Genomic DNA, 25,462 nt, shown 5'->3' with positions numbered 1-25,462 from the left:
CCGGGGGCAGCGCCTGCAAAAGTATAGTGCAGGGCCGCAGCGACCACTTTCGGCCGTGGCCACCGCGGTCGCGGAGGATTCAGGCGATGACCTTGCTGGCCCTGAGTTCGGCGATCCGTTCCGGCGCATAGCCCAGTTCGCTCAGCACCTGATCGGTGTGCGCGCCGAGCGCGGCGCCGATGTGCCGCGGCGCGGGCAGTCCGCCGGAGAACTTGATCGGGCAGGCGATCTGCCTCTGTGGCGGCGCATCCTCGCGCGGCACCTCGGTGACCAACTGACGGGCCTTGAGCTGGGGATGCTCGACGGCCTCGGAGAGGTTCAGCATCGGCTCGACGCAGGCATCCTCGGCAGCGAACAGCCGGTTCCATTCGGCGAAGTCACGCCTGGCGATCTCGGCTTCGATCTCGCGCTTGAGCGCTCGCTGCTCGGCGGGATCGGCCGACAGCCCGCGCCCGGCCAGTTCGGGGCGGCCGATGACCGCGCAGAATCGCTGCATGAACTGCGGTTCCAGGCTGCCGACCGACAGCCAGCGCCCATCACGGGTGCGGTAGTAATCGTAGAAGCTGCCGCCATTGAGCACCTGGCTTTCCATCTGCGGCTCGACGCCGGCGGCCAGGTAGCCGGCACCGGCCATGCCGTGCAGGCTGAAGGCGCAGTCGGTCATGCTCACGTCGACCTGCTGCCCCTGCCCCGTGACCTGGCGCTGGATCACCGCCGCCAGCAGGCCCATCACCCCGTGCAGCGAGCCGCCGGCGATATCCGCCAGTTGCACGCCGAGGGGCAGCGGACCGCTGTCGCGCCGCCCGCTGTAGCTGGCGAGGCCGGCCAGGGCCAGGTAGTTGATGTCGTGGCCGGCGCGGTCCTTGTAGGGCCCGGTCTGGCCATAGCCGGTGATCGACACGTAGATCAGCCGCGGGTTGACCGCCTTGAGCGCTGCATAGCCGACCCCCAGCTTGTCCATCACCCCGGGGCGGAACTGCTCGAGGACGATGTCGTACTCGCCCACCAGCTGCTTGACCATGTCCACCGCCTCGACGCGTTTGAGGTCCAGGGCGATGCTGCGCTTGTTGCGATTGAGATAGGCGTGGCTGGCCGAGACGCCGCCATCGTGCGGCCGCAGCACGCGCACCAGGTCCATGCGGCTGGGCGACTCGACGCGCAACACCTCGGCGCCCATGTCGGCGAGCAACAGAGAGGCGAACGGCCCCGGCAGCAGGGTGGAGAAATCGAGAATCTTCAGGGAGGACAGCGGGCCGTTCATTTCAACTCCTCGGATCAGCGGCCGGACTGGGCAGTGCCGGTGGCGACAGTGTTCGGGCGGGGCCGGTGCGTACGCGCCATTACCCGGAACAGTAGCCCTGCAGAGTAGGCAACGCCGGCAGGCGGCTCAATGACCCAGGCGCTCGGCCTCGATTGACCCATTCGCTCGCCCGGCTTGTCCTGCCGCGGTCCGCCTGCCTACCATCGGCGGCCTGAACAGGAGCCTGCCCCCATGCGCGAACGCACCATCGCCAGCCACTTCGTCTGCGCCGCCCTGCGCGGTGGCGTGCGCCAGGGCCTGGACGGCGCCGCACTGCTGCGCCAGGCGGGGATCCAGCCGGCACTGCTCGACGAGCCGCGCGCGCGCATCGCTCCCGAGCAGTTCGCCCGCTTGATGCAGCTGCTCTGGGAGCGACTCGACGACGAGTACCTGGGCTTGGCGCGCCTGCGCAGCCGGCGCGGCACCTTCGCCATGATGTGCCACGCAATCATCCACTGCCGCACCCTGGACAAGGCCCTGAGCCGCGGCGCGCTGTTCTACGGGCTGTTTCCCGAGGCGCCGCGCATCCGCCTCGAGCGCGAAGGCGACTGGGCGCGCCTGAGCGTGGACGACGCCAGCCTGTGGGACCCGGACCATTTCCTGCTGGAGAGCCTGCTGGTAATCTGGCACCGCCTCGGCAGCTGGCTGATCGGCCAGCGCATCCGCCTGGAGCAGGCCCGTTTCGCCTATGCCGCACCGGCCCACGCCGGCGAATATGCCTTGCTGTTCCCCGGCCCCCGGCGCTTCGACGCCGACGCCAACTGCCTGCTGTTCCACGCCCGCTACCTGACGATGCCGCTGCTGCAGGACGAACGCACGCTCAAGCATTTCCTCGAGCGCTCGCCGGCCGACCTGCTGGCGCGCCCCGACGGCGGCGACAGCCTGACCGGCCAGATCCGCCGCCTGCTCGGCCGCGACTGCCGGCATTGGCCGGACCTGGACGGCATCGCCCGCCAACTGCACCTGAGCCCGCCGACCCTGCGCCGCCACCTGCGCGAGGAAGGCTCGAGCTTCCAGGAATTGAAGGACCAGCTGCGCTGCGACCTGGCGATCTACCAGCTGGGCCGCGACGAGCTGTCGATCCAGGCGATCGCCGAGCAGCTGGGTTTCTCCGAGCCCTCGGCGTTTCACCGCGCGTTCAAGAAGTGGACCGGACTGACCCCCGGCGCCTACCGGGCCCAGGAACACTAGCCACCGACACGGCCCGTCACAGGCGCCGCGCGCCCCAGGCGGCCAGCAGGAACAGGCTCGTCAGCACCGCCAGCAGGGGCAGCCAGCCGCCGTGCTGCCAGACGTAGCCGCCGACATAGCCGACCAGGCTGGAGCCCAGGTAGTAGGCGCACAGGTACAGCGCCGAGGCCTGGGCCTTGGCGCCCTGGGCGCGTTGGCCGACCTGGCCGCTGGCCACCGCATGGGCGGCGAAGAAGCCCAGGGTGAACAGCGCCAGGCCGCTCACCACCACGGCCAGCCAGGGCGTGGCGCACAGTACCACGCCGAGCAGCATGATGCCGATGCCGCCCTGCAGCACCTGGCGAGCACCGAAGCGCGGCACCAGACGGCCGGCCCAGCCGGCGCTGAAGATCCCCAGCAGGTAGACGCTGAACAGCAGGCCGATGGCGCTCGCCGACAGGTTGAACGGCGCCAGGGCCAGGCGAAAGCCGATGTAGTTGAACAGCGCGACGAAGCCGCCCATCAGCAGGAAGGCGAGCAGGAACAGACTGCGCAGCTCGGCGTTGCCCAGGTGCTGGGCGAAGTTGCCGAGCAGGCCGCGCAGCGACAGCGGCTGGGCCTGGAAATGCCGCGAGGGCGGCAGCAGCCAGAGGAACAGCGCCAGCGCCAGCAGCCCCAGCCCGGCGATGCCGCCCAGGGCCAGGTGCCAGCCGCCGAGGTCGCTGAGCACGCCGGCGAGCAGCCGGCCGAGCAGGCCGCCGAGCGCCGTACCGCCGATATACAGGCCCATCGCCGCCGGCAGTGCCGCCGGGTCGAACTCCTCGCCGACATAGGCCATGGCCAGCGCCGGCAGGCCGCTCAGGGCCAGGCCGAGCAGCGCCCGCAGCAGCAACAGGTAGTCCCAGCTTTCGACCAGGGCACAGCCGAGCCCCAGCACGCTGGCCAGGGCCAGGGCGGCGGCCATCACCGGCTTGCGCCCCCAGCTCTCGGCCAGGGCGCCGGACACCAGCAGGCACAGTGCCAGGCTCAGGGTCGCCAGGGACAGGGCCAGGCTGCTGGCCGCGGCCGACACCGAGAACTCGGCGGCCAGTTGCGGCAACAGCGGCTGCACGCAATAGAGCATGGCGAAGGTGGCGAAGCCGGCGCAGAACAGCGCCAGGGTGGCGCGCCGATAGGCGCCGGTACCGCGCTGCAGGTGCGCGCTGACAGGGGAGGTAGACATCGCAGGGGCTCGCAATTCCGGCCACAGGCAGGCCGCGGAGCAAGACTAGCATGGAGCCACGCTCTAACGGCCCCCGGCCGCCACAGCCATCGCTCTATTCCGCGCCTTCCGACCCGACACAGAAGGACGACCGATACCCGGCGCCTGTGGCAGTATTGCCACGTTGCAGCGCGCCACTGGTACAAGGAAGAAGCCGCTTGGAAACCTCCGTATTTCTCGCCGTAATGGCCGCCGCCGCCCTGCATGCCGGCTGGAACGCCCTGCTCAAGATCGGCCTCGATCGTTTTCTCACCGCCTGCCTGATCCAGATCGCCGCCGGCGCGGTGGCCCTCTGCACCCTGCCCTTCGTGGCCTTTCCCCAGGCCGCCGCCTGGCCGTGGATCGCCCTCTCCGCCCTGCTGCATATCGGCTACAACAGCTTTCTCGCCCGCGCCTACCAGTATGGCGACCTGGGCCAGGTCTACCCGATCTCCCGCGGCAGCTCGCCGCTGCTCGTCGCCCTGCTGTCGGTCACCCTGCTGGCCGACAGCCTGACTGCCGGGCAATGGCTCGGTCTGCTGACGCTGGTCGCCGGCATCTGGCTGATGGCCCTGCGCGGCAGCCAGCGGGCGGCCGCGCTGAATGCGCCGATGCTGTTCAGCGCGCTGATGACCGCCTGCTTCATCGCCGGCTACACCCTGTCCGACGCAGTCGGCGCGCGCCACAACCAGGACGCCCTGTCCTACTCGATGTGGCTGTTCACGGTCAGTGGCATGGTCATGGCCCTGGTGGTCGCGGCAACCCGTGGGCCGCGGGCGTTCCTGCGCCTGGGGCCGCACTGGAAAGGCGGCCTGGCCGGCGGCGCGCTGTCGCTGGCGGCCTACAGCATCGTCATCTGGGCGATGACCCAGGCACCAGTGGCGCTGGTCTCGGCGCTGCGCGAGTCCAGCGTGCTGTTCGCCCTGCTGATCGGCAGCCTGTGGCTCAAGGAAAGCCTGCCCGCGATCCGCCTGCTGGCCTGCGGGCTGATCCTGTTCGGCATGCTGGTGATGAAACTGGCCTGAAGCCCCGCGAAGCCGTCGCGACGGCCAGACAAGTATCCCGCAAGCTGCGTGACCAGCAGCATTGCGGGACTATTCGATCATGCGCCCCAGCGCACTTGTCCTCCTGGCATGGCCTGGTGGCCGAGGAGCGCGCCGCCTGGCCGGTGGCCCGCTATTTCACCTCGGCTTCCAGTGGCTCGACGCTAACCGAGAAGCTGCGCACGCGGCCCTGCTCCTGGATCTGGTGGACGCCGATCCCGGTGACGGTACCGGTGCCGAGCGAGAACACGCCATGATCTTCGCCCTTGATCTTGAAATCACGGTCCGACTCGCAGTCGCAATCCTCGGCCCCTACGAAGGGTCCGGGGTTGAACGTGCCGTCGTTGTGGAAGTGGGCGAAGCCTGGGTGTGCATTCTCGACAAACTCGTTCTCGTCGTCGTCGAGTTTTTCCGTGTTATCGAACGCCCGTCCGCGAATGCCGCGCAGCACCTGATAGTTGTTGTTGACGGTCAGGTTCCAGGTGATGCGCAGGCCGAAGCTGTCCTCGGCAGGCGCCACCTCCTGGACGAAACCGATGTCGATCGGCTTGGCACTGGCGATGTTGAGGGTCAGGTCGAGGGTGCCCTTGTTGCGCCCGGTGCCGGCATTGCCGGTGAATACACAATTGCTCACCTGAGCGTCATCGAAGGTCAGCATCCAACCGGTATCCCGATTGCCGTCGGCCAGTTCGCAGGTGCCTGCACTTGCCGCGCCGGCATACAGCCCTGCGCCAGCGATTCCCAGGGCCAGTGGCACCGAGTAGATTTTCAACCAGTGAGTGAACATGGTGTCCTCCTTCTCTCCGCAAAGCCCCAGCCTTCGGGTTCGCTTCCTCCCACAGCAGACATAGCCAAAAAGTTGCTCCGCCTCTCTACACCGGAAAGGCAGGAGCGACAGCAGAGGCCCGCGAGGCGGTCGACTACTGTCGGGTGCAAGTATGGGCTTCAGACTAAAGTCTGACTTTACTTTGATTGCGTAACGCTATGCGTCTTCTGGAAGGAGGCGACCGTCGGGCGGGCTCATCCGGTATTCGGACGGGGTGACCCCGATTCGCTGGTGAAACAGCCGGGAGAAGTGCGAGGGGTTGCGGAAGCCGGCGGCAATGGCCACCTCGGCAATGCTGGCGTGGGAGTTGACCAGCATCTCCAGGGAGCGCTGCAGCCGGTAGCGACACAGGTATTCGCGGAAGGTCAGCCCGTACACGCGTTTGAAGCAACGGCTGAATTCGTAGACGCTCATGCGGCAGCAGCCGGCGACATCCTGCAGGCGCAGCACTTCGCCATAGTGGCGCTGAACATAGGTCAGCGCCTGCTGGGTCAGGCGCTCCGTCGGGCCTGGAGCGCCGATGCGCGCCTCCCGGGGAATCAGCGGCGCGGGCATGGCGATCCGCCGGGCAGCGTCCGGGTTGGCCGGCAACACCGACAGCAGCTGTCTGATCCGTCGCCACAGCTCCTCGGCCGAGACGGGCTTGACCAGGTAATCCCAGACCCGGGTGCGAAACGCCCACACCGCCAGCGCCTCGGAATGATGGACGGTGAGCATCAGAATGGGCAGGCCGGGATAGGCGCGCTTGGTCGCACGCAGCGCCTTCAAGCCAGGCAGATTCGGGTAGTCGTACTCGAAGCAGGCCAGCAGCGGCGCGCGCTGATCGATGTCCTGCGTGAGGCTCGCGGTTCCGACCAGATGATGCAGCCGAAAATGCGCCTTCAACTCGCCGACAGGACTGGGCTCATGGGTGTCGCTGCGCAGATCTGTCCAGACGAGGCCCGGCAAACTCATCATTCGCCTCCCAGCCTATTCACCCCGCCCGCGAACGGTGAGCAAGGGCATCGTTGGCACAGGCCTGCCGGCGATTCACAGGCACACCCGCGCGGCTACTCATTGGGCAAGTATAGGCACGCAGCGGTGCAGCGCCCCCAGCCAATGCGGCTGCCTGCCCGGCGGCGCCGGTAGGCAACCGCGCAAAAAAAACGGGAGCCCAAACGGGCTCCCGTACTCGAATCTGAGAAAAGGTCAGGGCCGGCGGACACCGGCACCAACTACAACCTCACCTGCGTCCCCGAAGAAACGCGACGCCAGTCTGGCAAATGCCCAGGCGACTATCCGTTTAGCTTTGTTGCGCTTTTGCAAAGAAATGTAACCACCCGGGCAGCTGGCGACCGCCGACGGCTCCCGGCAGAATGCCGGCATGAGCGAACCCTACCTGCCGTCCTGCTGCACCCCCCTGAGCGATCACTGGCCGTTGCCCCACGCGCTACCCGGCGTGCACCTGCTCAGCACAAGCTTTAGCGCCGAACGCCTGGATGGCGAGGACTTCAACCGCTGCGCCATCGCCCCGGTCCGCGGCGTGGCCAAACGCCAGGCCGAATACCTGGCCGGCCGCCTGTGCGCGCGCGAGGCCTTGCGCCGCCTGACCGGGCAGCCGCAGGTTCCCGCGGTGGGCGCCGACCGGGCGCCGCAGTGGCCGGCCGGGGTGGTCGGCTCGATCAGCCACGGCCACGGCTGGGCCGCCGCCCTAGTGGCGCGCAGCAGCGCCTGGCGCGGCCTCGGTCTGGATATCGAGCCCCCCCTGGCGAGCACGCGCGCCGAGCGCCTGGCCGCGGAGATCCTCACCCCGACCGAGTTGCACCGGCTCCAGTCGCTGCCCGCCGAGCAGCGCGCCTGGCGCGTCAGCCTGACCTTCTCGCTCAAGGAAAGCCTGTTCAAGGCGCTCTACCCCCTGGTGCTGCGCCGCTTCTACTTCCACGACGCCGAGCTGCTGAACTGCCAGGACGACGGCCGCGCGCACCTACGCCTGCTGATCGACCTGGGCGCCGACTGGCCGGCCGGCAGCGAGCTGCAGGGCCAGTTCGCCGAGTGCGACGGCCAGCTGCTCAGCCTGGTCAGCATCCCGGCCTGAGCCCACCCCATCCAATCTCGGCCATGGCGGACGCTGGCGAGACACAGGCCGCGCCAATGCCGGCGACAAATCCGATAAACTCCGCGCATTGCCGCCAGGAGTGCCCCATGCGCGAAGAACTGAACCAAGGCCTGATCGATTTCCTCAAGGCCTCGCCGACGCCCTTTCATGCCACCGCCGCCCTCGCCCAGCGCCTGCAGGCAGCCGGCTTCCAGCCACTGGACGAACGCGCCTCCTGGCACACCGAGGCCGGCGGCCGTTATTACGTGACCCGCAACGACTCCTCGATCATCGCCTTCAAGCTCGGCCAGCGTCCGCCCGTCGAGGGTGGCCTGCGCCTGGTCGGCTCCCACACCGACAGCCCCTGCCTGCGGGTCAAGCCCCATCCGGAGCTGCAGCGCCAGGGCTTCTTCCAGCTCGGCGTGGAAGTCTACGGCGGCGCCCTGTTCACCCCCTGGTTCGACCGCGACCTGTCGCTGGCCGGACGGGTGACCTTCCGCGAGAGCGGCAAGGTGCAGAGCCAGCTGATCGACTTCCAGGCGCCGATCGCGGTGATCCCCAACCTGGCCATCCACCTCAACCGCGAGGCCAACCAGGGCTGGAACATCAACGCGCAGACCGAGCTGCCGCCGATCCTGGCCCAGCTCACCGGCAGCGAGGCGGCGGACTTCCGCGCCCTGCTGGCCGACCAGCTGGCCAGCGAACACGGCCTGAGCGCCGATGCGGTGCTGGATTACGAGCTGAGCTTCTACGACACCCAGGCCGCCGCGGTGATCGGCCTCAATCGCGACTTCATCGCCGGCGCCCGCCTGGACAACCTGCTGTCCTGCTACGCCGGCCTGCAGGCGCTGCTGGCCGCCCCGGACGCCGAGAGCTGCGTGCTGGTGTGCAACGACCACGAGGAGGTCGGCTCCACCTCCGCCTGCGGCGCCGACGGGCCGATGCTCGAGCAGGTGCTGCGCCGGGTGCTGCCGGAGGGCGATGCCTTCGTGCGCTGCATCCAGCGTTCGCTGCTGGTCTCCGCCGACAATGCCCACGCCGTGCACCCCAACTACCCGGACAAGCACGACGAGAACCACGGGCCCAAGCTCAACGCCGGCCCGGTGATCAAGATCAACAGCAACCAGCGCTACGCCACCAACAGCGAAACGGCCGGTTTCTTCCGCCACCTGTGCCTGGAGAACGAAGTGCCGGTGCAGAGCTTCGTCACCCGCAGCGACATGGGCTGCGGTTCGACCATCGGCCCGCTCACCGCCGGCCAGCTGGGCGTGCGCACCGTCGACATCGGCCTGCCGACCTTCGCCATGCACTCGATCCGCGAGCTGGCCGGCAGCCAGGACCTGGCGCACCTGGTCAAGGTGCTCACCGCCTTCTACGCCAGCGCCGAACTGCCCTGAGCCGGCGGCGCTACTCCGGCACCTCGACGCTCACATGCAGGGCGTCGTGGCGCCAGAACTCCAGGTCGCAGTCGATCAGCCGGCCGTGCTGGTCACGGTTGACCCGCACGATGCGCAGCGCCGGGCTGCCCAGGGCCACCTTAAGCGCCGCCGCGGCCTCGCTGTGCAGGGCGGTCGGCACCATGTCGAAACGCACCCGGCCGTAACGCACCCCGTACTCGTGCTCGTACAGCTCGGTCAGCGAGCGGGTCAGGTCGAACCCCAGGATTCCCGGGAAATAGGCCGGGTTGAGGTAGTGCTCGACATACAGCACCAGGCGACCGTCGATGCGCCGGGCGCGGCGGATCTGGTAGACGCTGGACAGCGCCGGTAGCGCCAGCAGCTGGCAGATTTCCGCATTGGCCGGCATCAGCCGCGCACTCAGTACCTCGGTGGCCGGCACCCGCCCCTGCTCGCCGACCATGGCATGGAAATGGCTGCGCACCAGCGGGTTGTAGGTCAGCCGCGGCGGCGAGACGAACCAGCCACGGCGCTCCTCGCGGTAGACCAGCCCCTGCGCCTCCAGCTGGCCGAGCGCCTCGCGCAGGGTGATGCGCGTGGTGTCGAACAGCTCGCTGAGCTTGCGCTCGGCCGGCAGCTTGCTGCCGGAGGGCAGCAGGCCATGTTCGATCTGCTCTTCCAGTGCACGGCAGATGGTGGTGACGGCACGCGGCGCTTCTTCGCGCATCAACGATCCCCCTTTGGCCTAGTCCAGCTCGACCCGCAAGCCAGGATTCCAGGGTCGGAGTCCGGCGAGTCTGTTGCAAGTCTAGGCAATCTGCATGACCAGTCGATGACAACAGGCCAATCGCAGCATCCGGGTTAGCCGGAAAGATCGCCGTCAAACCGGCCAAGCGCCCGGTAATCCATGGTCTACGCTAGATGAGCGCCAATCTGGCGAACGGCCTGGAAATGCGCACGCGCGCGGCGGACATAAAACTGTCACCTCCGCCGCCTAGATTGACCCGGACTCTGCTGATCTAGACCAACACCCTCATCGCAAAGGAGTTTCCAATGAAACGATTGCTGCTGGCTTCACTGATGGGTTCGGCCATCGCCCTGGCCACCTCGGCCATGGCCGCTGACATGGACATGCAAGCGCTGGAACAGGCCGCCCGCGCCGAGGGCGAGGTGAACAGCGTGGGCATGCCCGACAGCTGGGCCAACTGGAAGGACACCTGGGAGGATCTGAACAGGCTGTACGGCCTCAAGCACCTGGACACCGACATGAGCTCGGCCCAGGAGATCGCCAAGTTCGCCGCCGAGAAGGACAACGCCACCGCCGATATCGGCGACGTCGGCGCCGCCTTCGGCCCCATCGCCGTGCAGCAGGGCGTGACCCAGCCGTTCAAGCCGAGCACCTGGGAGCAGATCCCGGCCTGGGCCAAGGACCAGGACGGCCACTGGATGCTGGCCTATACCGGCTCCATCGCCTTCATCGTCAACAAGAAGCTGGTCAAGGACATCCCCACCTCCTGGGCCGATCTGAAGAACGGCCAGTACAAGGTCGCCATCGGTGACGTCAGCGCCGCCGCCCAGGCGGTGAATGGCGTACTGGCCGCGGCCATCGCCAATGGTGGCGACGAGAAGAACATCCAGCCGGGCCTGGACTTCTTCGCCGGCATCGCCGAGCAGGGCCGCCTGTCGCTGTCCAACCCGACCATCCAGACCCTGGAGAAGGGCGAAGTGGAAGTCGGCGTGGTGTGGGACTTCAACGGCCTGAGCTATCGCGACCAGATCGACCCGAGCCGCTTCGAAGTGCTGATCCCTTCGGATGGCTCGGTGATCTCCGGCTACAGCACCATCATCAACAAGTACGCCAAGCACCCCAACGCCGCCAAGCTGGCGCGCGAGTACATCCTCAGCGACGCCGGGCAGATCAACCTGGCCAAGGGCAACGCCCGACCGATCCGCGCCGAGCACCTGACCCTGCCGGCCGAGGTGCAGGCCAAGCTGCTGCCCAACGCCCAGTACGCCAAGGTCCAGCCGATCAAGGACGCCGCGGCTTGGGAGGCCACCTCCAAGGCGCTGCCGCAACTGTGGCAGGAGCACGTGATCATCAATATGGAGTAAGCCGCGTTCGCCATCCGCACGCGCCGGAGGGACTGCCCTTGAGGCAGTTCCTCCGGCGCGCCGTCAAACGAACGCAATGGGGTCAAGAGCAACGATGAAACACAACGTCATCCTGGTCGTACTGGATGGCCTGAATTACCAGGTCGCCCGCCATGCCCTGGGCCACCTGCAGGCCTACCGCGAAGCCGGGCGCGCCGCGCTGTACAAGCTCGACTGCGAGCTGCCTTCGCTGTCCCGGCCGCTCTACGAATGCATCCTCACCGGCGTCACGCCGATCGACAGCGGCATCGTGCACAACGATGTGGTGCGCCTCTCCAACCAGCGCAGCATCTTCCATTACGCCCGTGACGCCGGCCTGAACACCGCCGCCGCGGCCTATCACTGGATCAGCGAGCTGTACAACCGCGCGCCCTTCGTCGCGGCCCGCGACCGCCATACCGAGGCGCCCGACCTGCCGATCCAGCACGGCCATTTCTACTACGCCGACCATTACCCGGACTCGCACCTGTTCGCCGACGCGGAAAGCCTGCGCCTGCGCCACCAGCCGAACTTCCTCCTGGTGCACCCGATGAACGTCGACGACGCCGGCCACAAGCACGGCCTCGACAGTGCCCAATACCGCAACAGCGCCCGGCGCGCCGACATCATCCTGGCCGACTACCTGCAGGGCTGGTTGCAAGCCGGCTATCAGGTGCTGGTCACCGCCGACCATGGCATGAACGACGACCGCTCGCACAACGGCCTGCTGCCCGAGGAGCGCGAAGTACCGCTGTTCGTGCTGGGCGAGGCCTTCAGCCTGGACGAGGCGGCGCTGCCGAAACAGACCGAGCTGTGCGGCACCGTCTGCGAGCTGCTCGGCGTGCCTCACGACAAACCCGTCTGCCGCGAGCTGCTGAAATGACCGTTCCACTGGAAAACACCCCGAAGCACCCCGGCACATTGCTGCCGGAGCGCGTGGCCACAGCGCCAGCTCGACTGCGCGTGCCGGGCAGATGGCTGGCCCTGCTCTGCCTGCTGCCCTTCGCCGTATTCTTCATCGCCTTCCAGATCGCCCCGCTGGCGTGGGTCGCGGTGCACAGCCTGAGCGTCAGCGACGGCTGGGGCCTGGACAACTTCGAGAAGATATTCAGCTCCAGGTTCTACCTGCAGGCGATCAAGCACAGCCTGCAGATCGCCTTCTGGTCGAGCCTGTTCGGCATCGTCATCGCCATCCTCGGCAGCTATTCGCTGCGCCAGGTGGACTCCAAGCTGCGCGACTTCGTCATCGCCTTCTCCAACATGACCAGCAACTTCGCCGGGGTACCGCTGGCCTTCGCCTTCATCATCCTGCTCGGCTTCAACGGCGCGCTGACCCTGCTGCTCAAGCAGATCGGCATCATCGAGGACTTCAACCTCTACTCCAAGACCGGCCTGATCGTGCTCTACACCTACTTCCAGATTCCCCTCGGCGTGTTGCTGCTGTACCCGGCCTTCGACGCCCTGCGCGAGGACTGGCGCGAGTCCGCCGCCCTGCTCGGCGCCGGCACCTGGGACTACTGGCGGCACATCGGCCTGCCGGTGCTGACCCCGGCGCTGCTCGGCACCTTCGTCATCCTCCTGGCCAACGCCCTGGGCGCCTACGCCACGGTGTACTACCTGACCACCGGCAACTTCAACGTGCTGCCGATCCGCATCGCCGGGCTGGTGTCCGGCGACATCTCGCTCAATCCGGACCTGGCCAGCGCCCTGGCCATGGTGCTGGTCGGCCTGATGGCGGTGATCACCGTGGCCCACCAGCTGCTGCTCAAGAGGAGCTACCATGTCTCGCGCTGACGCCAAGCCCGGCGAGCTGTACCACCGGGTGGTGGTCTGGCTGCTGTTCGTGATCCTGCTGCTGCCGCTGGCCGCCACCCTGCTCTACTCGCTGTCCACCAGCTGGGGCGCGACCATCCTGCCGGACGGCCTGACCTTCAAGTGGTACCTGGCGCTGTGGAGCGACGCGCGCTTTCTCGCCGCCTTCGGCCAGTCGCTGCTGGTGTGCTTCGGCGCCCTGCTGCTGGCGGTGCTGCTGATCCTGCCGCTGCTGTTCGTGGTGCACTACCACTTCCCCAGGCTCGACGGTCTGATGAACATCCTCATCCTGCTGCCCTTCGCCGTGCCGCCGGTGGTGTCCTCGGTGGGCCTGCTGCAGGTCTACGGCTCGGGGCCGCTGGCCATGGTCGGCACGCCGTGGATCCTGATCGGCTGCTACTTCACCATCGCCCTGCCCTTCATGTACCGGGCAATCACCAACAACCTGCAGGCGATCAACCTGCGCGACCTGATGGACGCCGCCCATCTGCTCGGCGCCAGCACCTGGAAGGCGGCCTTCCTGGTGGTGCTGCCGAACCTGCGCAAGGGCCTGATGGTCTCGCTGTTCCTCTCCTTCAGCTTCCTGTTCGGCGAGTTCGTCTTCGCCAACCTGCTGGTGGGCACGCGCTACGAGACCCTGCAGGTTTACCTGAACAACATGCGTAACAGCAGCGGCCACTTCAACAGCGCGCTGGTGATTTCCTACTTCTTCTTCGTGCTGGTGTTCACCTGGGCCGCCAACCGCCTGAACAAGGACAAGACATGAGTTTCCTGAGCATCCAAGGCCTGCACAAAAGCTACGGCCAGACCCCGATCTTCAGCGATATCGACTGCGAAATCGGCCAGGGCGAATTCGTCACCCTGCTCGGCCCCTCGGGCTGCGGCAAGTCCACCCTGCTGCGCTGCATCGCCGGGCTGACCGGGGTCAACAGCGGGCAGATCCTCCTCGATGGCCAGGACCTGGTGCCGCTGGCGCCGCAGAAGCGCGGCATCGGCATGGTGTTCCAGAGCTACGCGCTGTTCCCCAACATGACCGTGCAGGAAAACGTCGCCTTCGGCCTGCGCATGCAGCAGGTCAAGGCGGACGAGAGCGGCCGGCGCGTGCGCGAAGCCCTGGACATGGTCGAACTGGGCGAGTTCGCCACGCGCTACCCGCAGCAGCTGTCCGGCGGCCAGTGCCAGCGCGTGGCCCTGGCCCGCTCGCTGGTCACCCGGCCGCGCCTGCTGCTGCTCGACGAGCCGCTGTCGGCGCTGGATGCGCGGATTCGCAAGCACCTACGCGAGCAGATCCGCGGCATCCAGCAGGAGCTGGGCCTGACCACCATCTTCGTCACCCACGATCAGGAGGAGGCGCTGGTGATGAGCGACCGCATCTTCCTGATGAACGCCGGGCAGATCGTCCAGAGCGGCGATGCCGAGACGCTCTATACCGCGCCGGTCGACGCCTTCGCCGCCGGTTTTATCGGCAACTACAACCTGCTGGATGCCGAGGCCGCCACTCGCCTGCTCGGCCGCCCGGTCGGCGGGCGCATCGCCATTCGCCCGGAGGCCATCTCCCTCGGCGCCCAGGGCGAGATCGAGGCCCTGGTGCGCAGCCACAGCCTGCTCGGCAATGTCATCCGCTACCGCGTCGAGGCCCGCGGCGTCGAACTGCTGGTCGACGTGCTCAACCGCTCGGCGGCCGACATGCATGCCAGCGGCCAGCGCATCGCGCTGAACATTGACGCCCACGCCATCCATGAGGTGGCCTGATGGCCCTGGCAATCTTCGACCTGGACGAAACCCTGATCGACGGCGACTGCGCCAGCCTGTGGAGCGCCGAAATGGCCAAGCTCGGCTGGGTCGATGGCGACAGTTTCCTGGCCCGCGACCACGAGCTGATGGCCCTCTACGCCGAAGGCCAGCTGGCCATGGAGGACTACATGGCCTTCAGCCTCTCGCCCCTGGTCGGCCGCAGCGCCGAAGAAGTGGCCTATGTCGTCGAGCCCTTCGTCGAGGAGGTGATCGAGCCGCTGCTCTACAGCGACGCCACCCGCTGCCTGGCGAGCCACCGCGCCGCCGGCGACCGCATCCTGGTCATCAGCGCCTCGGCGCACTTTCTGGTCAGCGCCATCGCCGCTCGGCTCGGCATCGACGAGGTGCTGGCGATCGATCTGCAGCTGCAGCACGGCTGCTACACCGGCCACACCCAGGGCGTGCTGACCTACCGCGAGGGCAAGGTCACGCGCCTGCGGCAGTGGCTCGAGCAACAGGGCGAAACCCTGGACGGCGCCTACTTCTACTCCGACTCGCGCAATGACCTGCCGCTGCTGCAGCTGGTCAGCCAGCCCCACGCGGTCAACCCCGATGCGTTGCTGCGCGCCCACGCCGAACAGGCCGGCTGGCCGATATTGCACTGGCGCTAAGGCTTCCCGGCAGAGGCGCACAGCGGTAACGTGGCGCCCCTGGCAACCCTGCCCCAGCAGCCGACCCTCTGACCGCGGAGCGCTCCATGTCCCAGCTCGACCCTCAGCAACGCCTGGCCGCCCGCCAGGCCATCCTCAGCCACCCGGACGCCCAGGACTGCACGGTCTACCGCCCGGACGACAACGATCCCGACGCAGAGGAGCGCGACCTGGGCGATGCCAAGATCCTCTTCACCGGCGCCTTCCAGCCGCCGCAGGAGTGGGATGCTGGGCAACGCGACGAGTTCTACGGCGACAGCGCCCCCGAGCTGTTCATGACCGCCGCCATCGAATGCGAGGCCAAGCCCTCGTCGGCGGCCTACTTCAGTGCGGAAATCGGCGACTACGTGGCGACCATGCCGGGCCTGGGAGAGGTGGTGATGTTCTATGTGCACGACTGCGTGGACGCGGACAACGGCCACAGCTACGTGCTGATCCGCGACGACGAATCGCTGGACTGAAGCCGACCCGGGCCGGGGGCCGGGCGCGTCCTCAGGTCGCCGCCACCGTCTCGGCCAGCTGCGCCTGCAACCACTCGACAACCGGCTGCACCAGGCTGCTGTTACGGTGCTTGCTCGCCAGCAGATAGCCGTGGTCGCCCCTCACCACCTTCGGCTGCAAGGCGAGCAGGCGCCCTTCGGCGATCGGCTGCTGCACCAGCTCCGACCAGCCTAGCGCCATGCCCTCGCCCTGCAGGACTGCGCCGAGCAGCAACGGATAGTTGTTGAACTTGAAACGCGCCGCGTCCGCCACGGGGGCGAGGCCGGCCAGCGTGCACCAGCGGGGCCAATCCAGCCAGCGCGGATTGTTCTGGTCCATGTGCAGCAGCGGCACCTGCGCCAGCACTTTGTCGTCGACGTGGCCAGTCAGGCCATGGCGCTGGGCGAATGCCGGACTGCAAATGGGAAACACCACTTCCGCCGCGAGCTGCATCTCATTGGCCCGGCAGCTGCTCAGGTGGCCGAAGCGGATGGCGATGTCCGCCTCGGCCATTTCCAGGGCGGAGTCGGAATCCACCGGGGTCACCTCGAAGCGGTAGCGCGGAAAGGCGCGCTGCAGCTCGCTCAGGCGCGGCAGCAGCCAGGCATGGGCGAAGCCGAAGTTGGCGGCGAGCGACAGGTTCGGCTCGACGGCCTGGGCCTCGTCACGCAGCTTGGCCACCGCGGCGTTGATGCTGGCGAGGGCGCCGGACAACTCGCCGTAGAGGAAGCGCCCCTGCTCGGTCGGCGCCAGCCGGCTGCCGGTGCGATCAAACAGCACGCGGCCAATGCTCTCCTCCAGCACGCGGATGCGCTGCGAGATCACCGGTTGCGTGGTGCCCTGTTCCTGAGCCGCCGCCGTCATTGAGCCGAGGCGAAACGACGCCTCGAAAGCGAGCAGGGCTTTCATCGAGGGCGGCTGATGGCGATCGGAAATCATAAAAATACTGCATGCCTCGGCATCAAGAAAAAAGGGCTGTGCAATTGGGAAGAAAGCTGCTTATTCTTCGCCGCGAGATGGATGCGGGCGGGCAAACAGTCGCGCCGGCAGATCGTTACATACTCCAGCGGCTTCGACCAAGGGATGCCTAGAGCAACCCATGGCTGCCGCAAGGCCAAAATAAGAATAAGGCTCATCACCATGGCATTGACCCAACTCTTCAAGCTCGCGCGGGCCAACCGCCGCGCACCCGTAACCCCCCAGGAAAACCTGGCCGAGCGCCTGAGCAAGGCGGCCGTGCCGAGCTTCGCCCGCGCCCGCCAGAGCCTGGAGATCCCGGCCCAGCGCTGGCTGACCCCGCCTCTGATCTAGGTAGACGCGGATGCCCCTCGCCGTTGAAGAAATAGTCGAGAACGGCCTGTGCATCGGCTGCGGCCTGTGCCGCACCATTGCCGAGCCGCAACAGATCAGCCTGGTACTTACCCCCGAGGGGCGCGAACGGCCGCTGGTGCATGCGCCCCTGAGCGAGACGACGCTTGAACGCATCAACGCCGTCTGCCCCGGCACGCGCATCGAGGGCGCCCAGCCGGCAAGCCAATCGCCGAATGCCCAGCATGACCTGATCTGGGGCGCGGCCGAGCGGCTGGCGATCGGCTACGCCGGCGATCCGCTGGTGCGCTTTCGCGCCTCCACCGGCGGCGTACTGACCGCACTGGGGCAGTTCCTGCTGAGCAGCGGACGGGTCGATTTCATTCTGCATGTCGGCGCCTCGCGCCAGCAGCCGATGCGAAGCGAGCGCCGTCTCAGCTTCGATGCGGCCGCGGTCCTCGAGGGTGCCGGCTCGCGCTACGGCCCGGCGGCGCCGCTGCTCGACTTCAACGAAATCCTCGAGCGCCGCCAGCCCTTCGCCCTGATTGCCAAACCCTGCGATATCACGGCGGTGCGCAACCTGGCCCGGCTGGACCCGCGCGTCGACCAGTACATGAAGTACGCGCTGACCCTGGTTTGCGGCGGCGCCTCGGACCTGACCAAGTCGGAAGAGGTACTGGCCCAGTTCGGTCTCCAGGAGGGCCAACTCAGCCTGTTCCGCTACCGCGGCAACGGCAACCCGGGCCTGACCCGCCTGGAAACCAAGAGCGGCCAGGCCTTCGAACTGACCTACCAGTCGATGTGGGAAAAAGAAGACAAATGGATGCTGCAGCCACGCTGCAAGATCTGTGCGGATGCCATCGGCGAGAGCGCCGACCTGGCCGCCTCGGATGTCTGGCCCGGAGGCGGGCCCAGCGGCGAGGATGAAGGCTTCAACGGCATCATCGTGCGCACCCGGCGCGGCCTCGAGCTCTATCAGGCGGCGCTCGCTGCAGGCGCTATCGAGGTGCAGCCCGAGCCGGTCGGCTTTCGCGACTTCGATCGCTTCCAGCCACACCAGGTGCGCAAGAAACGCGCGGTATGGGCGCGCCTGACCGGCATGAAGGCCGCAGGCCAACCCGTGCCGGAGGTGCACAACCTGCGCCTGATCGAATGCGCCCAGCTCAACTCGCTAGCCGAGAACCTCCACGAGGCCCGCGGCACCCGTGCGCGGGCCAAGAGCGGGCGCATGAGCGAACCCCGCCCCAGCCCGCGTGGTCCCAACGCGGTCGTCACCCCCGAACGCGGCTAGCCCCCTCACTGCGGCTGTGCGCCCCAAGCGGGCTCGGCCCGCGAACAGCGCCGGATCGCCCCCTCTGCTGCGCGCCGCAAAGGCGCGCGGCAATGCCGGCCGAGCGACCCGCCCAGCCTTGGGCGCGGTCGACTTCCCATAAAATTTTTGCATACCTGTGCATCAACTAACGCGGCTGGGCCGCCACCGCGCCAGATGCGACCATTCGCTTACCACCTGCGACAACCATGGCATGGGTAGGGTGCAACGAAGCCGCCGAAGAGCGGCCAGGCAATGCAGCGACTTTGGCCTCGGCGCGCCAGCGAAAGCGCTCGAACAACTGCCCCCCACACAGCATCTGCATCACGGGATACAGGCGATGAAAAACATTGAGGTCATCTTCGAGCAGGCTCCACCCGCGGTAAGCGTCCGCGCCGATGGCGCAATCACCGAGCTACCGGCACTCTGGCTGCGTGAGCGCAGCCAGGACCCCACGCAACTGGATCACAAGACCCAGCAGCGCCTGTTCGACTCCCACGCCATCGATCCGGAAATCGCCCTGCTTGCCGTGGAGCCGGTCGGCGCGCGGCAGGCACGGCTCGAGTTCAGCGACGGTCACCGCTCCCTGTATGACTTCTCGTTCCTGCAGGCCGAGCTGGATGCCGATGACGCCTTTCCGGCCGCCCAGGGCTGGGACAGCAACCTCGATCAGCGCTCGGTGCGCTTCGGCTGGCCGAACATGCAGGTTCCCGAGCAGTTCCTGGCAGCGCTCGACACCTACCTGCGCTACGGCTTCATCGTCCTGACCCAGGTACCCACGGAACCCGAGAGCATTCTCGATGTGGCCGCCCAGTTCGGTTACCTCAAGGAAACCAACTTCGGCCGCTACTTCGAGGTCTACTCCAGGCCCGATGCCAACGACCTGGCCTATACCGGCGTGCACCTGGGCCCCCATACCGACAACCCCTACCGCGACCCGGTGCCGGGCATCCAGTTGCTGCACTGCCTGGTCAACGAGACCAGCGGTGGCCTGTCGACCCTGGTCGACAGCGTCAGCGTGGTGCGTGAGCTGGCCGCGACCGATCCGCAGGGCTATCGGCTGCTCAAGGACACCTCGGTCAAATACCGCTTCATCGACAAGGGCACCGAGCTGGTCAGCCACAAGCCGATCATCAAGACCGACGAGCACGGGCGCACGCTGGGCATGCACTACAGCCCCCGCCTCGATGGCCTGCCGCTTCTGCCCATCGAGCAGATGAAGGCCTATCACCGTGCGCGCAAGCGCCTCGGCGAGCTGTTCTGCGACCCGGCCTACGAGATCCGCTTCCCCCTGCGCGCCGGCGAACTGATGCTGTTCGACAACAGCCGGGTGCTGCACGGACGCAGCAGCTTCGATCCATCCGAGGGTCCAAGACACCTGCAAGGCTGCTACATCGACCTCGACGGCCCGCGCGAACGCTACGCCAGCACCCTTATCCAGCTCAAAACCATCAAGGAAGTCGCCTGATGAACAGCGTGCAATTCACCCAGATGAAAGACGGCACCGCCGAGGAGTACGAATTCCTCGACCGCCTGGAAACCGAGTTCAACCAGAACCTGCCCGAGCGCATCCTCAAGGCCCTGGCCGAACTGGAGCACAGCCTGAGCGGCTATCAGGTCAGTCGCCTGCAGCACTCGCTGCAAACCGCCGCGCGCGCTGAGGCCGACGGCGCCGACGAGGACATGATCGTCGGTGCCCTGATTCACGACATCGGCGACGAACTGGCCCCCTACAACCACTCGCAGCTGGCGGCCTCGGTCATCAGGCCCTACGTGCGTGGCGAGGTCACCTGGGTGCTGCACCACCACGGGCTGTTCCAGAACTTCTACTACGCCCACCACTTCGGCGGCGACCGTAACGAGCGGGACCGCTACAAGGACCATCCGGCCTACCAGCTGTGCGTCGACTTCTGCGAGAAATGGGACCAGGCCTCGTTCGACCCGGCCTACCCGACGCCGAGCCTGGAGCATTTCCGCCCCATGGTTCAGCGCGTGTTCAGCCGCCAGCCGTTCGACCCGGCGGTGATCGGCGAGGAATACGCACTGGCTTGAGGTTCAGACGCGCGGCGTGCCCAGGGCCTGGCTGGCCGGAATCAGGGCCGCACCGCTTCAGCACGCGGCTCTGAGGTCAGGCTGCAGCAGACGCGCCCGCGCCCCTGCTTTTTGGCCCGATAGAGCTGCGCGTCGGCCTGGGTGATCAGCGCCCCGCAGGAATCGCTCGAGTCCGGGTCCAGCACGGCCGCACCGATGCTCACGGTCAGCACGTCGGCGATACTGGAGTCGAGGTGTTCCAGGTTGAGCTGGCGCACCACCTCGACCAGGCGCTCGGCGATGACCCGCGCGCCCTTGGCATCCGTCTCCGGCAGCAGGAAGGCGAACTCCTCGCCACCGTAGCGCGCCGCCAGGTCGCCTGGGCGCTGCATGTTCGAACTCAACAACGCCGCCACCTGGCGCAGGCATTCGTCACCGGCCTGGTGGCCATAGCGATCGTTATAGGGCTTGAAGAAGTCGACATCGATCAGCAGCAGGGCCAGCGAGGTGCGGTTGCGCCGACTGCGCCGGTACTCCTGCCCCAGCCGCTCCTCGAACTGCCGCCGATTGGCGATCCCGGTCAGGCCATCGACGAAGGCCATTTCGCGCAGGCGATCGGCCTGGAACTTCAGCGCCAGGTGGACATTGACCCGGTTGCGCAGGGTCAGCGGATTGAACGGCTTGTTGACGAAGTCGACGCCACCGGCGTTCCAGCAGGCCGTCTCCTCGTCCAGCGACTCGTGCCCGGTGACGAAGATCACCGGGATCGCGCGGGCGTCTGGCAAGCGCTTCAATTGCCGGCACAGCTCGAGTCCGTCCATGCCCGGCATCTTGACGTCGAGCAGAATCAGGTCGGGGGCCGAACGGGCATAGATCCTCAAGGCCTCCTCGCCGCTGGTCGCCATGAACACCTCATGTTCGGCGGAAAACAGCTGGTGGATCAACTTGACGAACACCGGTTCGTCGTCGACCACCAGCAGGCGCGCACGCCTGCCGCCGAGGTCGTAGGGGCCTGGTCCTTCGCCGCCTATGCTCATGCCCCCTCCCTGCTCTCCAACAACGCCTGGCACTGTGCCGCTGCCGCGGTGAAATCGAGTTGCTCGATCGCCTCGCCGAGCTGCTTGAATGCGTGCACAGACGCCCCCTGATAATGCTTGTGCAGTCGATCGTAGACGCACAGGGCGTCCATGTTATTGGCCTCGAGCAGCCGCCACAACGCCAACAGCTCATTTCTGCCGACCTCGTCATCCATCGCCGCCGCTGGCGGTGCCACAGCGGCCACCTCGGCCGGGTCGGCTGCGGCCTCGAGCAGCGCCTGCGCCGCACTCGCCGCGCCCTGCCCCGCTTCCATCAGCGCCGCCCGCACGGCCGTCCAGCGCTCCTGCGAACAGCCCGAGGCGAGCAGTTTGCAGGCGTCGGCGGCCAGCGCGGCAAATGTCTCGGCGCCGATGGTCGCGGCCAACCCCTTCAGATTGTGCAGCTGGCGCAGCAGCCCCTCCCGGTCCGGCTCAAGCGTTGTGGCCAGCTCGGCAAGCTGCACCTGCGCATCGCTGCTGAACTTGCCCAGCGCCTGCTGGTAGATCCGCCGGTTGCCGCCGAATCGGTGCAACGCGGCCTCGTCATCGAGCACCCTGCGCGTCGCCCGCGCCGGCGCCACTGCTGGCACGGGCGCAGCGTCGGCGCCCCGCCCGGTCAGTTGCCGGATCACTGTCACCAGCGTCGCCAGCTCGAACGGCTTGCCGACATGCTCGTTCATCCCCGCATCCAGCGCGGCCGCGCGGTCGGCCGGCATCGCGTTGGCCGTCATGGCGATGATCGGCAGCTGCTCGCGGGTGTAGCGGCGGCGAAGCTCGCGGGTGGCCTCGTAACCGTCGATGCCGGGCATCTGGATGTCCATCAGCACCGCATCGAACTGCGGAGCGGCCCCCTGTACCGCGGCGATGCCGGCCCGGCCATCGCCGGCCACCGCCACTTCGGCCCCGGCGCTGATCAGCAGCTCGCGGGCCACCAGCTGGTTGGTCGGATTGTCCTCGACCAGCAGCAGGCGCAGTCCCGACAGCCCGCGTGGCCGGGCCGCCGACGCAGGCCTGGCGGCCGGTGGCGCCTTGCTCGCGGCTGGACCACCGCCTTCGGGCGCCGACGCGCGCTGGCGATCGAGGACGGACGGCAGGGGATCGCGCGTCAGGGATTGCGCCTCGTTCTTCGAGAAGTCGAGGATGTCGTCAAGGTTGCCGAGTAGGGCCTGGGCGGCTGCCTCGGCCTGTTCCCTGGCACCGTGCAGGGTCGCCTCGAACTGGCGCCGCGCACTGATATCGAGATTGATGCCGGTAACGCGCAGGGCCCGACCCATTTCGTCCCGCTCCACATAGGCGCCGGCCTGGATAGGGCGGATCTGGCCATCCGGCAGAACGATGCGAAACACCGGGGCATACTCCCCGCGCCCTTCGACAGCCGCCTGCAGCGCCGCCTCCATCGCCTCGATGTCCTCGGGATGGACCCGCGAGCGCCAATAAGCGTAGTTGAGCCCCTGCCCGTTCAGGCTCGGCGGCTGCTGATAGATCTCGAACATGCGGGCATTCCAGATCAGCGAATCATCGTCCGGTACCCAGGTCCAGATGCCGAGCCTGGCGACCTCGATGAGCTTGGCCAGCTGATCCCGGGGGGCCAGCATCTCGCGCTGGCTCTGCTGCTGCCGCGAAATATCCGAGGCCATGGCGATATAGCCCTGGATGCCCCCGTGCTCGTCGCGCAGTGCGCTGATATCCAGCAACACCGCCAGCCTGACGCCGTCCTGGCGCAGCACCGACCACTGGTGTTGATTGGCCAGGCCACAGCGCGACTTGGCCACCAGCACCTCGAACCCGGGCTCCAGCGGCTGCTGCAACTCCCGGGCGAACGCCTGGGCGCGCTCAGCGAGCTCCTGGCCGTCGTGCCAGAGCAGCGCCGTCTGGCGCCCCAGCAACTCCTCGGCGGCATAGCCGAACAGCTTCTCTGCGGCGGGGTTGAACAGGGTGATCAGGCCGTCCGGGTCGGTGGCCACCATGGCGTAACCGGCGTCGGCGATGATCGCCTGTTGCAGGGCCGCCAGGCGTTGAGTCTGCTGGGTGCGCTCGGCCACCTGGTGCTCAAGCGCGGCGTTCATCTCGCGGACCTTGCGCTCGGCCAGACGTTGCGCGCTGATGTCGCGAATGGTGTCGGCCAGGCCGGCGACGCCGTTTGCCTGGGAAATGATCGGCGTGACCAGCAGGGATACCGCAAACTCGCTGCCGTCGCGGCGCCGACGCACCGATTCGATCCCCGGCACCGGCTCGCCGCCGGCGGCGAGGCGGTGAATCGCGGCATCTTCCTCGCTCAGCTCCGGCGGCACGATCAGCGCGGCCAGTGGCCGGCCGATGGCCTCGCTGGCGGCATAGCCGAACATCCGCTCGGCGGCCGGGTTCCAGCTGCTGACCACGCCAGCCAGGTCGGTGCCGATGATCGCATCCTGGGCGCCGCCGACTATGGCCGCCAGCTCGGCGCGGCGGCGGTAAAGCGTGCGCCGCTGGCGTTGAAAGGCGAACGCCAGCAAGGCGGCGAGCAGGCCGCCACCGAGCATCGCCAGCAAGGCCGTGCGACGCGCGCTGGCCACGGCGGCCACCACTGGCGCCTCCGTCACCGCCATGGCGATGGTCAGGCTACGGCCGTCGCGGGTGCCAGGGTTGAGGCGCAAGCGCCGGGTCACCGCATAGGCCTGGGCGGCGGCGTTCTGCAACAGTTGCAGCTTGCGCGAGGCGGCCGGAGAGTCCAGCTCGCGGAACTCGTCCTGCCAGCGCCAGGTCCGGCCTGGCTCCAAGGCAAACGCCTTGTGCGGGTCCGGGTGCAGGAGGAAATAGCCGTTCTGGTCGGTCATATAGACCCGCAGCTGCTTCTCGTCCGGACCGGTCTGCATGGTGGCCAGCAGGCGGCCGGCATCCAGGTCCACCAGGACGATGCCGAACAGCTCGCCGGCGTCGTCGAACAGCGGGGTCACCACCCGCATGGTCGGCACCAGGGGCGATCGCTCGTCGCCGTGTTCGCGGCTCAGTACGATGTCGGAGACATGCACCTCGTTGTCCTGCAGGCGCACGCCTTCGCGGAAGTACGCGGCATCGCCGCGAGGCTGCAGCTGGCTGGGCGCCAGCACCTGCACCCGGCCCTTGCGCTGGATCACCCGAATCAGCTCGCGGCCCTGCTCGGCGACGCCGATCAGGCGCACCTGCAACACGTCGGGGGTGGTGCTGACGAAGGCGCTGAAGATGGTTTCCAGGCGGCTCTGCCACGACTCGTAGGAACTCCGGCCGAGCGCGTCATAGCCTTGCTGATGGCTGGTCGCCACCATCCCCAGGGCCGGGGGTGTCCTGGCGAGCAGGCGCACCTGCTGGCGACGCCGGTCGATCTGCCGCGCCAGTGACTCGACACGCAGCTGGCTGAGCGACTGCAGCTCGCTGTGCAACAGCTGCAGCGCACGCTCGCGCTCGCTGCGCCCGGCGACGAAGGCCACGGCTGCAGCCAGCAGCGCCCACAGCAGCAATGCGCCGAGCGCCATTCGCCAATCCAGGTTGCGCAACAGCTTGGCTCGGATTGCACGCACTTGCTCGCTCCTTCGGCTCAATTGATGCGATGGCGTGCAGTCGAAACCATGGGTTTCGCCGCCCGGCCCCTCGCCCACTGGCGCGTCAGGCCCGCCAGCGCAGGCTGCATGCTGCCTGCGCTGGGCGAGAATCACAAGCTGGCCACGGCGCGCGCCTAAGACAAACGCGCGGTTCAAGGAGCCTTCCCTTGCCCAGAGCATTAACGGTAGACGCTGCGCCGGCGACGGGCCGGCCGGCGGTGGCAAACGCCGCCTGTCTTGTGGACAGTGGGCGCTTGCGCAGGCGGGG

The 25,462-nt window shown here is 67.6% G+C and carries 23 protein-coding genes; 15 read left to right on the top strand and 8 right to left on the bottom strand.

Going from position 1 to position 25,462, the window contains the following annotated elements:
- Positions 1-79: 79 nt before the first annotated feature.
- Positions 80-1,261: a CaiB/BaiF CoA transferase family protein gene (locus ACSX1D_RS06400; protein WP_439861467.1), complete on the bottom strand. Its 1,182-nt coding sequence runs from the start codon at positions 1,259-1,261 to the stop codon at positions 80-82.
- Positions 1,262-1,492: 231 nt separating this feature from the next.
- On the opposite strand from ACSX1D_RS06400, the gene ACSX1D_RS06395 reads away from it, so the two are divergent.
- Positions 1,493-2,491: an AraC family transcriptional regulator gene (locus tag ACSX1D_RS06395; protein ID WP_439861466.1), complete on the top strand. Its 999-nt coding sequence runs from the start codon at positions 1,493-1,495 to the stop codon at positions 2,489-2,491.
- 16 nt (positions 2,492-2,507) lie between these two features.
- Here the strand turns inward: ACSX1D_RS06395 and ACSX1D_RS06390 are convergent, their stop codons facing one another.
- Positions 2,508-3,692, bottom strand: a complete 1,185-nt coding sequence (locus ACSX1D_RS06390) for an MFS transporter (protein WP_439861465.1) — start codon at positions 3,690-3,692, stop codon at positions 2,508-2,510.
- 197 nt (positions 3,693-3,889) lie between these two features.
- Between ACSX1D_RS06390 and ACSX1D_RS06385 the strand changes: the two genes are divergently transcribed.
- A complete protein-coding gene (locus ACSX1D_RS06385) occupies positions 3,890-4,735 on the top strand; it encodes an EamA family transporter (protein WP_439861464.1) in 846 nt (281 codons plus the stop codon).
- A 151-nt stretch (positions 4,736-4,886) separates the two neighbouring features.
- Here ACSX1D_RS06385 and ACSX1D_RS06380 read toward each other — a convergent pair whose 3' ends face one another.
- Positions 4,887-5,540, bottom strand: a complete 654-nt coding sequence (locus tag ACSX1D_RS06380; protein ID WP_439861463.1) for a hypothetical protein — start codon at positions 5,538-5,540, stop codon at positions 4,887-4,889.
- 195 nt (positions 5,541-5,735) lie between these two features.
- A complete protein-coding gene (locus ACSX1D_RS06375) occupies positions 5,736-6,533 on the bottom strand; it encodes a helix-turn-helix domain-containing protein (RefSeq protein WP_439861462.1) in 798 nt (265 codons plus the stop codon).
- A 409-nt stretch (positions 6,534-6,942) separates the two neighbouring features.
- On the opposite strand from ACSX1D_RS06375, the gene ACSX1D_RS06370 reads away from it, so the two are divergent.
- On the top strand, positions 6,943-7,653 hold the full coding sequence (locus tag ACSX1D_RS06370; protein ID WP_439861461.1) for a 4'-phosphopantetheinyl transferase family protein: 711 nt from the start codon (positions 6,943-6,945) through the stop codon (positions 7,651-7,653).
- Positions 7,654-7,760: 107 nt separating this feature from the next.
- Complete coding sequence (locus ACSX1D_RS06365) at positions 7,761-9,050, top strand: M18 family aminopeptidase (RefSeq protein ID WP_439861460.1); 1,290 nt, start codon at positions 7,761-7,763, stop codon at positions 9,048-9,050.
- 10 nt (positions 9,051-9,060) lie between these two features.
- Here ACSX1D_RS06365 and ACSX1D_RS06360 read toward each other — a convergent pair whose 3' ends face one another.
- Complete coding sequence (locus ACSX1D_RS06360) at positions 9,061-9,777, bottom strand: UTRA domain-containing protein (RefSeq protein WP_208708992.1); 717 nt, start codon at positions 9,775-9,777, stop codon at positions 9,061-9,063.
- Positions 9,778-10,103: 326 nt separating this feature from the next.
- Here ACSX1D_RS06360 and ACSX1D_RS06355 point away from each other — a divergent pair, with 326 nt between their 5' ends.
- The 7 genes from ACSX1D_RS06355 to ACSX1D_RS06325 all read left to right on the top strand — a co-directional run bounded on the left by ACSX1D_RS06355 (position 10,104) and on the right by ACSX1D_RS06325 (position 15,897).
- Positions 10,104-11,162 (top strand): ABC transporter substrate-binding protein, encoded by a 1,059-nt coding sequence (locus ACSX1D_RS06355; protein ID WP_439861459.1) that lies wholly within the window; start codon positions 10,104-10,106, stop codon positions 11,160-11,162.
- 94 nt (positions 11,163-11,256) lie between these two features.
- Positions 11,257-12,063 (top strand): alkaline phosphatase family protein, encoded by an 807-nt coding sequence (locus ACSX1D_RS06350; protein WP_439861458.1) that lies wholly within the window; start codon positions 11,257-11,259, stop codon positions 12,061-12,063.
- Entirely contained in the window at positions 12,060-12,974 is a 915-nt protein-coding gene (locus ACSX1D_RS06345; protein ID WP_439861457.1) for an ABC transporter permease, read from the top strand. Before ACSX1D_RS06350 ends, ACSX1D_RS06345 begins: the two co-directional genes overlap by 4 nt.
- The gene (locus ACSX1D_RS06340; protein ID WP_208708988.1) at positions 12,961-13,758 is read left to right on the top strand and encodes an ABC transporter permease; all 798 of its coding nucleotides are present in this window, start codon (positions 12,961-12,963) and stop codon (positions 13,756-13,758) included. Before ACSX1D_RS06345 ends, ACSX1D_RS06340 begins: the two co-directional genes overlap by 14 nt.
- The gene (locus ACSX1D_RS06335) at positions 13,755-14,744 is read left to right on the top strand and encodes an ABC transporter ATP-binding protein (protein WP_439861456.1); all 990 of its coding nucleotides are present in this window, start codon (positions 13,755-13,757) and stop codon (positions 14,742-14,744) included. The genes ACSX1D_RS06340 and ACSX1D_RS06335 overlap by 4 nt, the downstream gene beginning before the upstream one ends.
- A complete protein-coding gene (locus tag ACSX1D_RS06330; protein ID WP_439861455.1) occupies positions 14,744-15,397 on the top strand; it encodes an HAD family hydrolase in 654 nt (217 codons plus the stop codon). Before ACSX1D_RS06335 ends, ACSX1D_RS06330 begins: the two co-directional genes overlap by 1 nt.
- A gap of 86 nt (positions 15,398-15,483) precedes the next feature.
- Positions 15,484-15,897: a hypothetical protein gene (locus ACSX1D_RS06325; RefSeq protein WP_439861454.1), complete on the top strand. Its 414-nt coding sequence runs from the start codon at positions 15,484-15,486 to the stop codon at positions 15,895-15,897.
- Between the two features lie 31 nt (positions 15,898-15,928).
- On the opposite strand, the gene ACSX1D_RS06320 is transcribed toward ACSX1D_RS06325, so the two are convergent.
- Positions 15,929-16,855: a LysR substrate-binding domain-containing protein gene (locus ACSX1D_RS06320; protein ID WP_439861453.1), complete on the bottom strand. Its 927-nt coding sequence runs from the start codon at positions 16,853-16,855 to the stop codon at positions 15,929-15,931.
- A 201-nt stretch (positions 16,856-17,056) separates the two neighbouring features.
- Here ACSX1D_RS06320 and ACSX1D_RS06315 point away from each other — a divergent pair, with 201 nt between their 5' ends.
- From ACSX1D_RS06315 to ACSX1D_RS06300, 4 genes are all read left to right on the top strand, one after another.
- Positions 17,057-17,227, top strand: a complete 171-nt coding sequence (locus ACSX1D_RS06315) for a hypothetical protein (RefSeq protein WP_439861452.1) — start codon at positions 17,057-17,059, stop codon at positions 17,225-17,227.
- A 10-nt stretch (positions 17,228-17,237) separates the two neighbouring features.
- Positions 17,238-18,515, top strand: coding sequence for a Coenzyme F420 hydrogenase/dehydrogenase, beta subunit C-terminal domain (locus ACSX1D_RS06310; protein WP_439861451.1), 1,278 nt, complete (start codon positions 17,238-17,240; stop codon positions 18,513-18,515).
- A 358-nt stretch (positions 18,516-18,873) separates the two neighbouring features.
- Positions 18,874-20,001 carry a TauD/TfdA family dioxygenase gene (locus ACSX1D_RS06305; protein WP_439861450.1) on the top strand — a complete coding sequence of 376 codons (1,128 nt, stop codon included), beginning with the start codon at positions 18,874-18,876 and terminating at the stop codon, positions 19,999-20,001.
- The gene (locus ACSX1D_RS06300; RefSeq protein WP_439861449.1) at positions 20,001-20,585 is read left to right on the top strand and encodes an HD domain-containing protein; all 585 of its coding nucleotides are present in this window, start codon (positions 20,001-20,003) and stop codon (positions 20,583-20,585) included. The genes ACSX1D_RS06305 and ACSX1D_RS06300 overlap by 1 nt, the downstream gene beginning before the upstream one ends.
- A gap of 41 nt (positions 20,586-20,626) precedes the next feature.
- On the opposite strand, the gene ACSX1D_RS06295 is transcribed toward ACSX1D_RS06300, so the two are convergent.
- Together ACSX1D_RS06295 and ACSX1D_RS06290 are read right to left on the bottom strand one after the other, a co-directional pair.
- Positions 20,627-21,601: a GGDEF domain-containing response regulator gene (locus ACSX1D_RS06295; RefSeq protein ID WP_439861448.1), complete on the bottom strand. Its 975-nt coding sequence runs from the start codon at positions 21,599-21,601 to the stop codon at positions 20,627-20,629.
- Positions 21,598-25,173: a PAS domain S-box protein gene (locus ACSX1D_RS06290; protein ID WP_439861447.1), complete on the bottom strand. Its 3,576-nt coding sequence runs from the start codon at positions 25,171-25,173 to the stop codon at positions 21,598-21,600. The genes ACSX1D_RS06295 and ACSX1D_RS06290 overlap by 4 nt, the downstream gene beginning before the upstream one ends.
- Positions 25,174-25,462: the final 289 nt, after the last annotated feature.

The organism is Pseudomonas sp. MBLB4136 (assembly GCF_051904765.1).
Taxonomy (GTDB): Bacteria; Pseudomonadota; Gammaproteobacteria; order Pseudomonadales; family Pseudomonadaceae; genus Aquipseudomonas.
This window is presented reverse-complemented; position numbering and strand designations above follow the sequence as displayed.

Coding starts and splice junctions, on each gene's coding strand:
- ACSX1D_RS06400 (WP_439861467.1), bottom strand. CDS start 1,261: ATGAACGGCCCGCTGTCCTCCCTGAAGATTCTCGATTTCTCCACCCTG.
- ACSX1D_RS06395 (WP_439861466.1), top strand. CDS start 1,493: ATGCGCGAACGCACCATCGCCAGCCACTTCGTCTGCGCCGCCCTGCGC.
- ACSX1D_RS06390 (WP_439861465.1), bottom strand. CDS start 3,692: ATGTCTACCTCCCCTGTCAGCGCGCACCTGCAGCGCGGTACCGGCGCC.
- ACSX1D_RS06380 (WP_439861463.1), bottom strand. CDS start 5,540: ATGTTCACTCACTGGTTGAAAATCTACTCGGTGCCACTGGCCCTGGGA.
- ACSX1D_RS06375 (WP_439861462.1), bottom strand. CDS start 6,533: ATGAGTTTGCCGGGCCTCGTCTGGACAGATCTGCGCAGCGACACCCAT.
- ACSX1D_RS06370 (WP_439861461.1), top strand. CDS start 6,943: ATGAGCGAACCCTACCTGCCGTCCTGCTGCACCCCCCTGAGCGATCAC.
- ACSX1D_RS06365 (WP_439861460.1), top strand. CDS start 7,761: ATGCGCGAAGAACTGAACCAAGGCCTGATCGATTTCCTCAAGGCCTCG.
- ACSX1D_RS06360 (WP_208708992.1), bottom strand. CDS start 9,777: ATGCGCGAAGAAGCGCCGCGTGCCGTCACCACCATCTGCCGTGCACTG.
- ACSX1D_RS06355 (WP_439861459.1), top strand. CDS start 10,104: ATGAAACGATTGCTGCTGGCTTCACTGATGGGTTCGGCCATCGCCCTG.
- ACSX1D_RS06350 (WP_439861458.1), top strand. CDS start 11,257: ATGAAACACAACGTCATCCTGGTCGTACTGGATGGCCTGAATTACCAG.
- ACSX1D_RS06345 (WP_439861457.1), top strand. CDS start 12,060: ATGACCGTTCCACTGGAAAACACCCCGAAGCACCCCGGCACATTGCTG.
- ACSX1D_RS06340 (WP_208708988.1), top strand. CDS start 12,961: ATGTCTCGCGCTGACGCCAAGCCCGGCGAGCTGTACCACCGGGTGGTG.
- ACSX1D_RS06335 (WP_439861456.1), top strand. CDS start 13,755: ATGAGTTTCCTGAGCATCCAAGGCCTGCACAAAAGCTACGGCCAGACC.
- ACSX1D_RS06330 (WP_439861455.1), top strand. CDS start 14,744: ATGGCCCTGGCAATCTTCGACCTGGACGAAACCCTGATCGACGGCGAC.
- ACSX1D_RS06325 (WP_439861454.1), top strand. CDS start 15,484: ATGTCCCAGCTCGACCCTCAGCAACGCCTGGCCGCCCGCCAGGCCATC.
- ACSX1D_RS06320 (WP_439861453.1), bottom strand. CDS start 16,855: ATGATTTCCGATCGCCATCAGCCGCCCTCGATGAAAGCCCTGCTCGCT.
- ACSX1D_RS06315 (WP_439861452.1), top strand. CDS start 17,057: ATGGCATTGACCCAACTCTTCAAGCTCGCGCGGGCCAACCGCCGCGCA.
- ACSX1D_RS06310 (WP_439861451.1), top strand. CDS start 17,238: ATGCCCCTCGCCGTTGAAGAAATAGTCGAGAACGGCCTGTGCATCGGC.
- ACSX1D_RS06305 (WP_439861450.1), top strand. CDS start 18,874: ATGAAAAACATTGAGGTCATCTTCGAGCAGGCTCCACCCGCGGTAAGC.
- ACSX1D_RS06300 (WP_439861449.1), top strand. CDS start 20,001: ATGAACAGCGTGCAATTCACCCAGATGAAAGACGGCACCGCCGAGGAG.
- ACSX1D_RS06295 (WP_439861448.1), bottom strand. CDS start 21,601: ATGAGCATAGGCGGCGAAGGACCAGGCCCCTACGACCTCGGCGGCAGG.